At 58.5% G+C, this 14,217-nt stretch carries 10 protein-coding genes; 6 read left to right on the top strand and 4 right to left on the bottom strand.

Translation table 11 applies throughout. From position 1 onward, the window contains the following. Window positions 1-264 precede the first annotated feature (264 nt). Window positions 265-1,314 carry a glycosyltransferase family 2 protein gene (locus NL154_RS15375; RefSeq protein WP_221146913.1) on the top strand — a complete coding sequence of 350 codons (1,050 nt, stop codon included), beginning with the start codon at window positions 265-267 and terminating at the stop codon, window positions 1,312-1,314. On the opposite strand, the gene NL154_RS15370 is transcribed toward NL154_RS15375, so the two are convergent. Continuing rightward, a complete protein-coding gene (locus tag NL154_RS15370) occupies window positions 1,303-4,293 on the bottom strand; it encodes a glycosyltransferase (protein ID WP_434732923.1) in 2,991 nt (996 codons plus the stop codon). The genes NL154_RS15375 and NL154_RS15370 overlap by 12 nt on opposite strands. Window positions 4,294-4,409: 116 nt before the next feature. On the opposite strand from NL154_RS15370, the gene NL154_RS15365 reads away from it, so the two are divergent. From NL154_RS15365 to NL154_RS15350, 4 genes are all read left to right on the top strand, one after another. Further along, complete coding sequence (locus NL154_RS15365; RefSeq protein ID WP_434732922.1) at window positions 4,410-5,258, top strand: ABC transporter permease; 849 nt, start codon at window positions 4,410-4,412, stop codon at window positions 5,256-5,258. Between the two features lie 101 nt (window positions 5,259-5,359). Then, entirely contained in the window at window positions 5,360-6,553 is a 1,194-nt protein-coding gene (locus tag NL154_RS15360; protein ID WP_259665253.1) for an ABC transporter ATP-binding protein, read from the top strand. Next, window positions 6,553-7,737, top strand: coding sequence for a glycosyltransferase family 2 protein (locus NL154_RS15355; protein ID WP_210630280.1), 1,185 nt, complete (start codon window positions 6,553-6,555; stop codon window positions 7,735-7,737). The genes NL154_RS15360 and NL154_RS15355 overlap by 1 nt, the downstream gene beginning before the upstream one ends. After that, a complete protein-coding gene (locus NL154_RS15350) occupies window positions 7,730-9,097 on the top strand; it encodes a glycosyltransferase family 2 protein (RefSeq protein ID WP_221146917.1) in 1,368 nt (455 codons plus the stop codon). Before NL154_RS15355 ends, NL154_RS15350 begins: the two co-directional genes overlap by 8 nt. A 41-nt stretch (window positions 9,098-9,138) precedes the next feature. On the opposite strand, the gene NL154_RS15345 is transcribed toward NL154_RS15350, so the two are convergent. The 3 genes from NL154_RS15345 to ampC form a co-directional block, all read right to left on the bottom strand. Further along, entirely contained in the window at window positions 9,139-10,077 is a 939-nt protein-coding gene (locus NL154_RS15345) for an IS110 family transposase (protein ID WP_434732921.1), read from the bottom strand. 593 nt (window positions 10,078-10,670) lie between these two features. Continuing rightward, a complete protein-coding gene (locus NL154_RS15340) occupies window positions 10,671-11,651 on the bottom strand; it encodes an NAD-dependent epimerase/dehydratase family protein (RefSeq protein ID WP_210630284.1) in 981 nt (326 codons plus the stop codon). 370 nt (window positions 11,652-12,021) lie between these two features. After that, window positions 12,022-13,176 (bottom strand): class C beta-lactamase, encoded by a 1,155-nt coding sequence (gene ampC / locus NL154_RS15335; protein ID WP_221146918.1) that lies wholly within the window; start codon window positions 13,174-13,176, stop codon window positions 12,022-12,024. 124 nt (window positions 13,177-13,300) lie between these two features. Here ampC and NL154_RS15330 point away from each other — a divergent pair, with 124 nt between their 5' ends. After that, the gene (locus tag NL154_RS15330; protein WP_221146919.1) at window positions 13,301-14,176 is read left to right on the top strand and encodes a LysR family transcriptional regulator; all 876 of its coding nucleotides are present in this window, start codon (window positions 13,301-13,303) and stop codon (window positions 14,174-14,176) included. Window positions 14,177-14,217: the final 41 nt, after the last annotated feature.

Genomic DNA, 14,217 nt, shown 5'->3' with positions numbered 1-14,217 from the left:
TCTCGACGGGTGTGGGTTCCTTGTCGGGCTAAAGTTCGTTGTTGGGCATGAATGTCGGCATCGGCGAGTTTGAGCTCGGCATCCTGCGAACGCGCATGATTGGCGCGGCCCGCGCCAAGCGAAGCGGGACCGGCAATCTATCGAATACCAACAGCTGCTGGCTAGAAATACCTTTGTCGAGTAACCACTATTCCATCTATTGACACTCAAGCCTGCATCTTGGTGTATCTTAATTGCGATCGTGGAGACTTCGGAGTTGAGAGCTTGAAGAAATCGGCAAGAAGTGATGTAACTGTTGCTGTTGTAATCCCGGCCTATAACGCGGAACGAACTCTGGCTGAAACAATCAGCAGCGTTCGTAATCAAACACATCAAGCGCTCGATATCGTCGTGGTGGACGACGGTTCTAAGGACCATACCCTGGCTATTGCGCAAGCAATCGCTGACATAGATCCGCGCGTGCGAGTATTAGAGCAAAGAAATTCCGGCGTCGCGGCTGCTCGAAATGCGGGTTGGCGCTCTACGTCTGCCGACCTAGTGGCATTCCTTGATGCGGATGACCTTTGGTCACCTGATAAAATTGAGCGACAATTGGCGGCATTGGAGAGAGGCGGTCCTAAAGTCGGGCTGGTCTACACTTGGTATGCGATGATTGACCACAAGAATTACATCATTTACCGCAGCAATGAAGTTTCCATCGAGGGAGATGTGCTCGACGAGGTACTTGCGGATAACTTCATTGGAAATGCAAGCTCGCCACTCGTACGGCGGAATATTCTTGATGCGACGGGAGGATTTGACGCCTCACTCCAACAGCGTGACGCGCAGGGATGTGAAGATCTCCTCTTCTACTGCTTGGCCGCTGAATTCTCATCTTTTGTGGTGGTGCCGGATCATCTTGTCGGCTATCGCCAAACCCCCGACAACATGTCATCCAACCTGACGCGAATGCTAAGGTCCTGGATTCTGGTCGCGGAGGAAATGCTCAAGAGACACCCGGAAAAGGATTTTGTAATCCGTGTCGGCCTACGCCGCTGTGGCCGGTGGCTCGTCCAGAAGGCGGTTGAACAGGGCCGATACCGCGCGCTCATCGAACTTGTGGCAACAATGTCGCGACATGACAAGCCAATTGCCGCCAAGATGCTTGCGGTCGACACGGGATCAAAGGCAATGAGGAGCCTCAAAAGAAAGGCCCGATCATGGCTGAAACGGGAATCTTGTTTCTCTCCAAACGCCAATCATCGCTTTGCTCTAGGAACAAAGTACGATGCGGGTTGGACGGTGGAACCCTCCGTTCTTGTCTCAGCCAAATAGCAGATTTGCGAACTCTGACTGGGTGATCCCGCGAAAAACCTCCTGTCTTTTCAATGCGAGCTTATCTGCATCCGCCCGCACCGTGCCACCGACGCAGCTTAGCCCGATCCGGTAGCCACACTGTTCGGCTATGTCCCGGATAGCGGGGTCGAAGTCGCCGTACGGATATGCGACCGCCAGCACTTCGCGACCTAGGCATTTCTCAAGCATAGCTTTGGAGCCAGCAAGCTCTCGCAACAGGCTCTCCGGTGCCAGGGCAGATAAACGCACGTGCCGGGCACCGTGGGCGCCCAGCGTCACGTCGCTGTTCGCGACCGCCGCAAGTTCCTCCCAAGTTAGCAGTGGAGCTGGCGGTCCATAGGCCGAATCCCATATTGCAGAGCCGCCGACCCTCTCGGTTGGGACAAAGAGTGAGGATGGGAAGCCGTATTGATGCAGCAGCGGAAGGGCATGCGTCATAAAATCGCGTGTAGCGTCGTCGAAGGTTAGAACTAATGTCTTTTCGGGCGGTTTGGCACCTTCGTCGAAACAGGCAAGCAGCCGATCCAATGTTATTCCGCGCCATCCGGCGTCGCGCAGGAAGGCCAGTTGAGATTCAAAAGCCTCCGGAGACTGGCGGTATCGAGAAAGCTGTTCCGGGCCGTCGTCGGAAACCTGATGATACATCAAGATCGGGACATCGTTCCATTCGGCGGCCGCTTCCACAACCTGCCCGCCTCTCCAGCGCACTTGGCTGGCGACCTGAAGAGGCAAAGGCTGCGCCGTGTTTACTTCCACGCGTGTCGGCTCAAGGAAGCCCCCGTGCTCTACCTTCTCGAACCTTTGGATTCTATAGAGCGGACTCTTGGCTTCAACCGAGAGAGTTAAGTCCGGATGCTGGTCAAACATCTCACCTATGCCAATCGCGCCGAATTCATGCGGCCACCCAAATCCTGTCTCATTCGGCCTATCAACCAGGAGGTTGGCGTGGGCGGTAACGAACCAACCACCAGTGCGAAGACTGCCCGCAATCTTATCGACTATCTGCCGGAGCTTTTCTCTGTTCTCGAAATAGTACAGAACTTCACTGCAGACGATGAGATCGTAAGGCCCTTCCAGGTCGTCGCGCAAAAGATCCAACTGGCGATAGGCTACCGTGGAATCATGGTCCTGAAGCGAGGCCGCTCGAGCGACCGCCGACGCCGAAATGTCGGTTGCCAGCAGGTTGTCGACGCGGGCGGCCAACATCCGTGTAAAGGTTCCTTCCGCGCAGGCCAGCTCAAGGCCGTTTGAAAAGCGCCGATCGTCCAACAACGACAGTGTTTGGAAATATTTCACAGTCTCATAGTTGTTTCGGTAGTCCCAAGGATCGACCTGGGAAAAAAGCTCCTCCCAGTACGCTTCCGTATCGTACCTTGGCACCTCATCGCCCACCGGTCCGGTTTTTTTCGACGGCGTCTCCTTTAACATCCGGGTCGAGGCTGCAACCGCCCGCTGACGTTCCTCTTCGACGATTCGATCGAATTCAACGCGCCCAGCATGCGCGATGCCCGATATAGACTCGACGCGTGTCGGTGTCGGCTCCTCTCTGCTCCACCGACGCGCGACTGTCTTAGCTTTGGCCCAATATGATATTTTCGCCATGAGCTTCAGCACCCGTCGAGCTACTCCGCGGTGGCTTGGCGCTGCCCTGTTGGCGGAGGAGGCGCGCCGGTCATCCTGATCGAACTCCGGGCCGAACACCATCCTGAGTCGATTTCGTATCGTATCGGCTTCGATTGCTCCAAAGACAACAAACTCCACTTGCCCTAGCGGGGTCGGACCTCGCCAGATGCAACAGCGCAACCGCTCAATGCCGGGCAAGATGAGGTCGACGATAGGGCGATCCAAGTCAATTGGCTGTATCCTTGTTGTTCCGATCGTGGTGAGCACGTTGGTGGGTAGTTGGTCAGCGACCTTTCGCTCCATTGAACGAACCAACAGGGAACCAAAAGCTTCTTGGGGACCATGCCGATTAAACCAAGCCTCCAGTTCGGGAAGCTTGTCCTGGATCTTCGCCCAAAGTCCGGGCCAAATCGGCTCGTCCGCGAAGGCGCCGACCACAATGCCGTCTATCATTACCGCAATGAGCGCGTAGACATCGGCGTCAGGTGGAATAGGCTCTGCCACTCGGTCGAGCAGTTCGCCAGGATTGTCGCCTTGGCCTATTGAGGCGCCGACGAGCCAGATTGCGAGATACCAGCACGCTGTTCCCAACGCGGCCTGCGTTATTCCCTGGGCGAGCGCCGGCACCGGATCGGTGACGCGGGGATCGGAATGGTGGCCGCGCCGGATCACCTTAAGACCAAAATCGAGATGTTTGACCCTGTTTGACGACAGCGAGCCGGCCGTTACGCTAACATCAGCCATCAGGCCTTCGACAGGCGCAAACTCGGCGCCAGCCCGGGCGAGGCGCTGCCACAGGTCCCAGTCCTCGCACATTTTCATCTCTGGATCGAAGCCGCCGATTTCTGCAAGCCGGGACCGGCGAAGCAAGGCGGCGTGAATCGCGAAGGGGCAATAGCGCGCTGTTTCGGCAAACGGATTGTCCATTTTCACCGCGGGGTGAGGCTGCCACCAGGGAGCCCCATGTCTCAGGCGGCGCCAACCACAATGCAGAATGTCGGCCTGCGGCAAAGTTCGTGTGTGATGCAGCATGATCTCGAGATGGGACGGTGCCAACGCGTCGTCTGAGTCGAGAAAGACGACCCACTCGCCTTTCGCCTCTGCCAGCCCCGCATTGCGAGCAACTGACACGCCGCTCTGCTCCTGCCGCAGCACGCGGAAGCGCGTATCCCGAGCTGCGAAACGGTCCGCGATCTCGGCGGTCTGATCGGTTGAGCCATCATCAATGATGATGCATTCCCAGTCAGAATGACTTTGCGCTATCAGGCTCTCCAACGTCGAGGAAAGTGTTGTTTCCGCTCCATGCGCCGGTGTAATGATGGAAACTATGGGCATAATTGTTGCTTCCTGCGATAAAGATCACGCTGGAGTTACCGTGTCAGTTCGCGAGTATGATGATCTTTACTACTTTGAGGCAAGGTGTATTTAACCGATGGCAAAAGTGAGCCGAAATGCCTGAGCATCTCAAGGATCATGCGCTGGATCGCGCGAAGCGAGGGGACCAATACTGGCGTCGTGATCGGTGGAAGGCGTTGATTCACATCTGTCTGCAATGGAACGATCTGCTGTTAGCACTTCTGGCACGCGATCTGAAGATGAGATATCAACGGTCTGCAATTGGCCTCGGCTGGTCCTTGATGCGGCCATTGAGCCAGCTGCTGATTTTTTCCCTGATCTTTCGTCACGTCCTTCCCCTAAATATTCCCCATTACACCACCTTCGTCTTTTCCGGTGTGTTGGCCTGGGGTTGGTTCAGCACTGCTGTACCCGCAGCGGCGACTTCCATAACCGGCAGCAGCGAATTGGTGCGCCGGCCAGGCTTTCCGATCGGGATACTCCCTGTTGTCGCAGTCATCACACAGGCAGTGCACCTTCTGCTCGCTCTGCCACTCCTCTTCATCATCTCGTTTATCGAGACCGGGGGCCTTACTTTAAGCATCGCGGCACTTCCACTCGTTTTCATTGCGCAGGCGCTGTTCACGATGGGTCTGTCCTATCTTGTTGCGATCGCGCATGTCCATTTCCGCGATACTCAACATTTGGTAGGTGTATTTTTGATGCTGGGTTTCTACCTGACGCCCGTGTTCTACAGCCCGCTTAAGGCGAGTGAGCCGATGGCGCTAATTCACACCTTGAACCCGATGGCCTGGATTCTCGAGGGCTACCGCGCCATTTTCGTCGAACACGCGTGGCCTCCCGTTGCGATCTATTGGAAGACTGCGCTGATTTCTTTGCCGATGCTCTTCGCCGGCATTTTGCTGGTCGAGCGTGGCAGCGCGCGCCTGGTGGACGAACTATGAGACAAGGCGCCATCACCGTCCACGACGTCGGCAAACGCTATCGTGCGCAAGGGGGGGGGCGCTCCACCACCTTGAAGGGTTACCTTCTGTCCAGGCGGTCCATGGTGCAGTCGAAAAGCTTTTGGGGCCTGCGCCATATCAGCTTTGCGGTTACGCCAGGGCAAGCTGTGGGCGTTGTCGGGCTGAACGGGGCCGGGAAGTCCACTTTGCTGCGTCTGATCGGCGGCGTTGGTCGTCCCGACGAAGGGCGGATCAAGGTGGTGGGTCGAATTGGCGCCTTGCTCGATATTGGGGCGGGGCTGACCGACGACTTGACGGGGCGCGAGAACATCTACTTGCTGGGCGTTATCGCGGGAATGCGGCGAACCGAGGTTGCCGAGCGGTTTGACGAGATTGTGGCCTTCGCCGAGTTGGAGGCGGCGGTTGAGAACCCGGTTCGCAGTTACAGCACCGGAATGCGCATGCGCCTAGCATTCGCCGTGGCAGTCCATGTGCGCCCGGACGTCTTGCTTATCGATGAGGCCCTCGCCGTGGGCGACCAAGCCTTCCAGCAGAAGTGCATTGCAAGGGTGAAGGAGATACTGAATGGCGGCGCCACTATTTTCTTCGTGTCACACGACGTCTCGCAGATAAGAGAAATCTGCGATCACGTGCTGTTCCTGAGAGCCGGCCGCGTCGTGGGCTACGGGCCAATCGACGAAATGCTGCCGCTTTATACCTCGGCTGTCGAGGCGAAGGTCGCCAGCGTCCAGCACGAACAGTTCGCCGTTACAAAATTGCCCGTCGAACTGGTGCCGCAGGTCAGCCGGTTCGGCAATGGTGAACTCCAGATCACAGCCGTGGCGTTGCTGAATGAGCAAAGCACGCCGACAAGCACCATCGCTGCGGGCGACCGGCTGTCAATTTCATTGACCTATGTTGGTGCCACCAGAGATCGCAATGCCATTATCGTCATCGGCGTCTACGCTGCGGACGATACGTGCTGCTTCGAGATCGACAGCAAGTTGGCCGAATTCGCTCCTGTCGTAGACTCGGACACGGTGCGCATCGAAACAACACTCAATCGAATCGACCTGGCTCCGGGCGACTATCGCGTTACGGTGGGCCTTTTTTCGGCAGATTGGCAGCAGGTTTACGATTATCATGCCGAAGTCTATCCGCTCGCCGTGACCGGACCCGGCCCAAGAAAGGGTATGCTGAATCCTCCGACACTGTGGCAGCAGGTGCAGTCGCGCCCCGCCGCCTCGCCGGACCACGGCTCATTGGGTCAGCCCAGATTGGATCCGAACTCCTGATGCGCCTTGCGGTTCGAGACATCGACATTCTTGACCTTCCGCCGGATTTTGAACCGACGGGTGACTATCAGGGTGCACTTGTGCTGATCCGGGTCGCCGGTCGTCCGTGCGGCCAAGCCGTGATCGCCTTCGACACCGAAGGCGGCAAGACGCCAATTAAGGAACGAATTCTGTCTGCGGCCGGTTCGTCGGTGTTCGAGGCCTGGTTGAGGCATCGGCTGGCCCTCCCTGACCCGTCGCCGAGGCCTAGTCAGCTGCCGAAAGCTTCCGTCGTGATCTGCACGCGCGATCGTACCGAAGATCTGGAGCGCTGCCTCATCGGGCTATTGGCTATGCCCGATAAGGCCGATATCCTCGTCGTCGACAATGCCCCATCGAACGACGCCACGCGAGATTTAGTCAGCCGCTTCAACACTGTGAGATATCTGCGCGAACCGCGCCCTGGTCTCGACGTCGCGCGCAATACTGCCCTTCGCAACGCACGAGCAGACGTCGTTGCGTTCATCGACGACGATGCGGTCCCCGACCCGCTATGGCTTAGAACCTTGCTTCGCAATTTCGAGGACCCCCTGGTGCTGGCCGTAACCGGCCTCACCATGGCGGCAGAGCTGGAAACGGACTCGCAGATCGCCTTTCAACATTTTGGCGGTTTTTGCCGTGGCTTCAGGCGCCAGGTCTATGACGCCCACAACCTTGACCCGTTCACCGGATGGCATGCGGGTGCCGGCGTCAATATGGCATTGCGCCGAACCATCGTTGACGCGGTAGGATGGTTCGACGAGGCCCTCGACGCCGGAACGCTCAGCCTTGCGGGTGGCGACACGGACATGTTCCGGCGTGTGCTCGAAGCCGGTTATCGGATCATCTACGATCCCGAGGCTCTGAACTGGCACCGCCATCGTCGCTCAAGCAAGGAACTGCAGCAGCAGATGTATGGCTACGAGGCTGCATCGTTCGCCATCTTGACGAAGGCCCTCGTGTTCGAGGGAAACCCGCGTGCGCTACCTCGCATGGTTCGTTCCTACATCAGGCTTCTTCGGCGAGTTTTTCAACGTCGACAGACACACCAATTCAGCCTGCCTTACAACGACGCCTTAACCCAGTTCAGAGGGGCTGCGAGCGGCCCGGTCCGTTATCTGCGCGCGCGGGCGCGAGCAGCGAAGGCAGGGCATAAGGATGGTTGACATCAGCGTTATCATACCCACGCATAACCGTGCCGCCATGCTGAGGTCGCTTCTGGGCAAGCTCGACGCTCAGCGAGATGGGACCCCCGCATTCGAAATCCTGGTTGTGGCGGACGGCTGTGAGGACGACACGTCGACAATGCTCGCGTCGCTTCGTACCCGCGTTCCCCTTCGTACCCTGTCGTTGCCGGGCGTCGGTCCGGCACTCGCCCGTAATGCGGGGTCGCAGGTCGCGAGCGGCCGTTTATTGATCTTCCTTGACGACGACATTGAGCCCGGGGAAAACTTTGTTGGGGCGCATGTCGGTGAACATCAGCGCCACCCCGGGGGCGTAGTGATAGGCCCCTATCCGCCACTTCCGCACATTGCGACGGACCGCTTCCGCCTCAGCGCCCGCGAATGGTGGACGAGGCACTTCGAGCGCGTGTCCCTCCCTGGACATCGGTTCGCTTTTACCGATGTGCTGACAGGAAACCTGTCGCTGGATGCGGAACTATTTCAAGCTATGGGCGGGCTCGATCCTCAATTCGCCCGTGCACGAGAAGACTTCGAATTTGGTCTCCGTTTGATCAAAAAGGGAGTTCCAATTCGTTTTGCTCCTGACGCACTCGGCTATCATCTCGAACATCAGACGATGACACTCACCGGAAAGATGGTGCGCAGGCATCAGGAGGGACGCTCCGATGCCTTGATGGCTCGCAAGCACCCCGACATACAGCGGCTGCTCGAGATCCATCGGTTTGCCGGAAGAAAGGGGTGGAAGAAACGTTTGCGAAGGATCATCGCCACCCGAGCCGGTTTTGTCCTTGACCCCCTCGTCAAGGCTGGTCCACGCGTCCTCCAAATGTTGGAAAAGGCTGGCCTTCGCAGGCTCTATGAGAAGGTAGAGCGGCAGCTCAATGGATATCATTATCTTCGCGGCGCCGCCGAAGTGTTGGGTGAGGATTGGCGGCTTCCGCCGGATCCGACTGCTTCGGCCAACGAAATCGAGGTGCTCGAGATCAATCTGGACCAAGGCCTTGAGGCAGCCGAAGCCATGCTGGCGGAACGTCGCCCCCTCGCTGCTCGTATCGTGAATGGGACGGTACTCGTCGGCGACATGTGTCACCAGATCGGCGCCGAACCGTGGGACGCACGGCACCTCCGTCCGTGGCTGAACCGTCAGGCAATACGCGGATATCTTCCTGTGGCGCTTGCCGAATGGCAGGCTCTGCCGAACAACGTCCCTACGCGTTTGTCGGACTTCACATTGAACTTCCTCAATAACGCCAGTTTCCGCGCGCATGCATTCGAACAGCACCTCCAGTGGATGCAGGCGAAATTGCGTTCAGCACTCGATGAAAATACGAGTAAATCGTAGCGGCCGGACTGCTGCAGCCGAGGCTAGAGTATCCGTTTTGATCAAGCGGCTTTTGGTGTCCATTTTTGGTTTTTCCGCAGGAGTGCGTTTGCCAGCAGGATGATCTTTCGCATGATGGCTGTGATGGCGACCTTCGGCGGCTTGCCGGCTTTGATGAGGAGGTCGTATTTGGCGCTGAGTTCCGGGTTGAAGCGGCATGCAACGAGGGCCGGCATGTAGAGTGCTTGCCGGACGATGGCCCTTCCGCCGGCAATGAAAGCGCGTCCGGTCCATCGTCCGGACTGACGGGAGATCGGCGCCAGTCCCGAGAGCGCGGCTGCGGCCTTCTCGTCAAGTTCCCCCAGTTCGGGCATCTCGATGAGCAGCGTAAAGGCCGTGACCCGCGACACGCCAGGGATCGAGATGAGAATCTCGCGCCTGGCCTTCAGGGTCGCGTCTTCGGCAATGAGCGCCATGATGGCCTCGTCCACGGCCTTGATCTGGCGCTCGATCTGCCTGAGCCGGTGGGTGTTATGTCTCTTCAACAGTGGATTGGACAGGTTCTTCGCCCTGTTCTTCGCGGCGGTCCTGTCCTTGATGAGGGCCAGCCGCGCCATATGCAACTCTTTCAGATCATTGTGGATTTGCGTGTTGGCTTGCAGGATGCGCGGTTCAAGAAGCGCGCCGAAGCGGGCCAACAGTGCGGCATCGATCCTGTCTGTCTTCGCAAGCCGGCCGGTGGCCTCTGCAAAGCGCCGGGCAACGCGGGGATTGACCTTGCAGAGCTGCAATCCCTGCATCGCCATGAAGCGCTCGAAGGCCTTGTGATAGGGGCCGGTTGGCTCATAGACAATGCGCCCCGCGCCCTTTGGGCCGATCCATTTGAGAATGGCAGCAAAGCCCTTGCGGTCATTGGTAACATTCAGCGTTTGGCCGTCCGGCAGGCGGTGCAAGTCGATATGGTCTTTCGAGATGTCCGCGCCGATGGTAATATCCGTCATCTTTTCCGCCTCCTATGCTTGTCATCCGAGCCCAAAGCTCAGGTATCCGTTCAGGACGATAGGAAAAGATGGGGGCGATCAAACTCTAGCTCGGCCCGGCATTCGCAAGAACGTCGACCTGCCATTTCACGATCCGTCCCCCATCGCCGGAGAAGGATGGCCGTCCTCTCCGGCGCTTCTTTATCTCAACAAGAAGCGTGGAAATCATAAGACAAGCTTTTCCGGGTCAGCTTGAAGCATTCTGCCGGAGCAGGTTTTCGTCAGGGCAAAGGCGATTTGCGACGGGCATACCCAGGTACGTCCGAGCCGATCGCCTTTGATCCTGGCGGAAACATGCCCGGCCCACCGGCCGCACCGCTTCGCCGTGGGCGAAGCGACAAGTGCGTCCGGCGATTCCAAGGTCTTGCAGATTTGCCAAGCAAATCTGCGGGAGGGTTGGCTGAAACGGGCCGGCTGATCGACCGGCCGGCTTGGCCGTAGAACTGGGCTACGACGCGCGCCGCATCGAGCCTGAATCGAGATCGATCTTCGGAAGGCACGATGCGTCAGTTCGGAAAATCGGAGTAGCCTTCGTGCGTCCGAAAGCTGCCCGATTAGCGCCGCGCCGTTCGCAATTGCGATGACTGTTGGTCCGTCTTCAGTTTTTCCCTGAACCAGTCGAGCGTCAGAGCCACACCCTGTTCATAAGTGATCTTGCACGACCACTCGGGCATGACGTAGTTCGCATTGCTGAGGTCCGGCCGCCGGTTGGTGGGATCCTGCGGGGGGGAGGGCTCGAAGACGATCGGCGCGCCGCCGACGAGGCGGGAGACATATTGCGCGACCTCCAGAACCGAGATCTCGCGATCGTTGCCGACATTCAGGGGCCCCTTATAGTCGGTTTGGTTTATCCAGAAATATCGGGCGAAACCGTCGACGATATCGTCGACATAACCCCAGCTGCGGGACTGCAGACCGTCGCCGAATACGGTGATCGGCCGGCCCAAGAGCGCCTGGGTGATGAAGTTGGAGACCGCGCGCCCATCGTCGGCGCGGGTGCGGGGGCCATAAATGTTGAAGGGGCGGACGACCTTGACGTCGAGCCCCTGGGTGCGCTGCATTTCGAACAGCAGCGATTCCGTGCAGCGCTTGCTCTCGTCGTAGGACGAGCGTGGCCCGGTACAGTCGACCTGGCCTTTGTAGGATTCCGGCTGCGGCGAGACCAGCGGATCGCCATAGACTTCGGAAGACGAAGTAAAGCCGAAGCGACCGCCCTTCTTCAGAAGATCGAGAAGCCGCATTGCCCCGAGAAGATTGGCGGAAATCGTCCGCTTCGGCTCCTTCATATACCAGGGCGGCGACGCGGGAGAGGCAAGGTGGTAGATTTCGTCGAATTTATCGGAGGTCTGCAGGGTTTCGACGTCCGATTTCACGAAGTGGAAACGCGGGTCCTTGATGTGCTCTATGTTTTCGAAAAGTCCGGTCCAAAGATTGTCGACAACGACGAGTTTCTGAACGTCAGTCCTGAGCAGAAGTCGGTCACACAGATGAGATCCGATGAAACCAGCTCCGCCCGAAATCAATACAGTTTTCATTTGCATTGCCCCTGATGACTTCAAAAAGGTAATTGTCTATTAGCATTCCCTATAAGAACTGGCAATTGCCTAGAGAAATTCTAAGAAATACTCGCGCGTTAATCTTAATTATTAATGTTCAGTACTTAAGGTAGCATCGACCTGTGTACTGCGGGGCGAAGTTGCGGACTGTTGGACATGCTATAGCCGGCTCGACTACAGCATGTCCGTCAGTCGCAAAGAGTTCTCTATCATAAGGGCGCAGTCGCGCATCGGGCTAAGGTCCGACTCGAGACGAGCACTTGATTCAGAGCATTGCCCTCGCTGTGCTTCGCGGACGACGCGTAAACAGTCCGCTCCGCGTCCGTCACGCAGACTGCACCCTTTGCGATCAGTCGGCCGCAAGCGCGGTCAATATCTGATAGGCGGCGGCCACCCGATCCTCATTGGGATAATTTTTATTGGCCAGGATGGCGATTCCGAGGCGTTCCTTGGGAATGAAGGCGACATAGGCGCCGAAGCCGTTGGTCGAGCCTGTCTTGTTGATCCAGACGTCGTCACGCGGTTTCATCGGTGGCCTGAACTCAGAGACCGGAATTGTCTTCAGCATCGCGGCCGAATTGCCCTCGAGCAGGCTCGCCAGGGTGGCGGGATAGGCATATTGCTCCCAGATCAGATCCTGGGTCATCGCCCCGACGCTGAAATATCCGGTATGGGTCCTGGCAATCGCCTGCTGCAGCGTTTGGTCGAGCTTGACCAGGCCCATATTGGCGCCGACGAAGCGGATCATGTCGCCGGCGGTCGATCTCACGCCATAGGCTTCGGAGGAGAGCAGGGCAGGGGTCAGCCGCGCCGGCTCGCCACTGCGCTTATAGCCTTGGGCATAATCGACCAGCCGCGACTTTGGCACCTTGATAAAGGTGTTCTTCAATCCGAGAGCGGCAAACAGTTTGCCCTCCATCAGGGCGGTGAAATCGCCGCCCATCGCCTTCGCCGTGATGTAGCCGAGCATGCCGATGCTTGGATTGGCGTAACTTCTCTGCGTCCCCGCCGCGTAAGAGGGCTCCCAGGCAGCGAAATAGGAAAGCAGCCGCTTTTCGGTGTTGACGTCGTCAGGCAGCTGCAGCGGAAATCCGCCAGCGGCATGGGTGGCGAGATTGATCAGCGCGACATCGCCGAACGGCTTGCCCTTCATCGCCGGCAGATATGTGCTCACCTTGCCGTCAAGCGAAAACCCGCCCTTCGCGTCAGCGTAAGATGCCAGCGTCGCAGTGAAAGTCTTGCTGATCGATCCGAGTTCGAACAGCGTCGTCGGCGCCACGGACCGGCCGGTCTCTTTCGACTCGACGCCATAGGTGAAGACATGCTGCTCTCCATCGATGGTGATGCCGACGGCAACGCCCGGGATGGCATTCTTCTCCATGACCGGCTTGATCGCGGCGTCGGCGATCGCCCTCACTTTCGCGGCATCGGCGGCAAAGCCGCTTGCGCAAGTGCATGTCGAGATCAAAGCGGCTGATAAAATTCTTACCCCAATAATATTCATATCGGTCATCCTCCAAAGGTCGGTCAACAGAGCGTGAAGCGCACTCAGGCCGCGTTTAAAGGCGCTGTTTTCCGATCACAAACGATGATATCTCGCGGGAGATAAAAGAAAATCTAGGGCTTACATGGTTCGTCCATTCCTTCCGCTGAACGGTCTCCGCGCCTTCGAAGCCTCCGCGCGACATCTGAGCTTCACCCGCGCCGCAATCGAGCTCTGCGTCACCCAGGCGGCCGTCAGCCAGCAGGTCAAGGGCCTGGAGAAGCGGTTGGGGGTGGCGCTGTTTCAGCGCCTTCCCCGCGGCTTGAAGATCACCGCGGAAGGCGAAGCGCTGCTGCCGACGGTCACCGCCTCCTTCGACCAGATGGCGACGACGCTCGGCAGGATCGAGGCAGGGCAGGTGCGCGAGCTGCTGTTCCTCGGCGTCGTCGGAACCTTCGCCGTCGGCTGGCTCCTGCCGCGGCTTGCGGATTTCCAGCGCCGGCATCCCTTCATCGATCTGCGCATTTCCACCAACAACAACCGCGTCGATCCGGCGGCGGAAGGGCTCGATTTCGCCATCCGCTTCGGCAGCGGCTCATGGCACGGCACGCAGGCTGAGCGCCTGTTCGAAGCGCCGTTTTCGCCTCTCTGCATCCCGAAACTGGCCGATGATCTCCAATCGCCGGCAGACCTTGCCGGAGTGACGCTGCTTCGCAGCTACCGCACGGATGAGTGGAGCACCTGGTTCCAGGCCGCGGGCGTGCCGCCGGCCGCCCAAGTCAATGCCGGCATCGTCTTCGATTCCTCCGTCGGCATGATGGAGGCGGCCCTGCAAGGGCTCGGCGTGGCGCTCGCCCCGCCCGCGATGTTTTCAAGGCACCTCTGCTCGGGCGCGATCGTTCAGCCTTTCGCCACCGCCATCTCGCTCGGAAACTATTGGCTGACGCGCCTGCAGTCGCGGCCGGTCACGCCGGCCATGCGCATTTTTTCCGACTGGATCTTTTCGGAAATCGAAGGGTAATGCAGGGGAGCGCCCACCGGAATGGGCGCTCCGATTAGGGC

The sequence above is a fragment of the Rhizobium sp. YTUHZ044 genome (genome assembly GCF_051123975.1).
In the GTDB taxonomy this organism is placed as follows: Bacteria; Pseudomonadota; Alphaproteobacteria; order Rhizobiales; family Rhizobiaceae; genus Rhizobium.
Note: the sequence above shows the minus strand (reverse complement) of the source record. Positions and strands in the feature narration are given on the sequence as shown.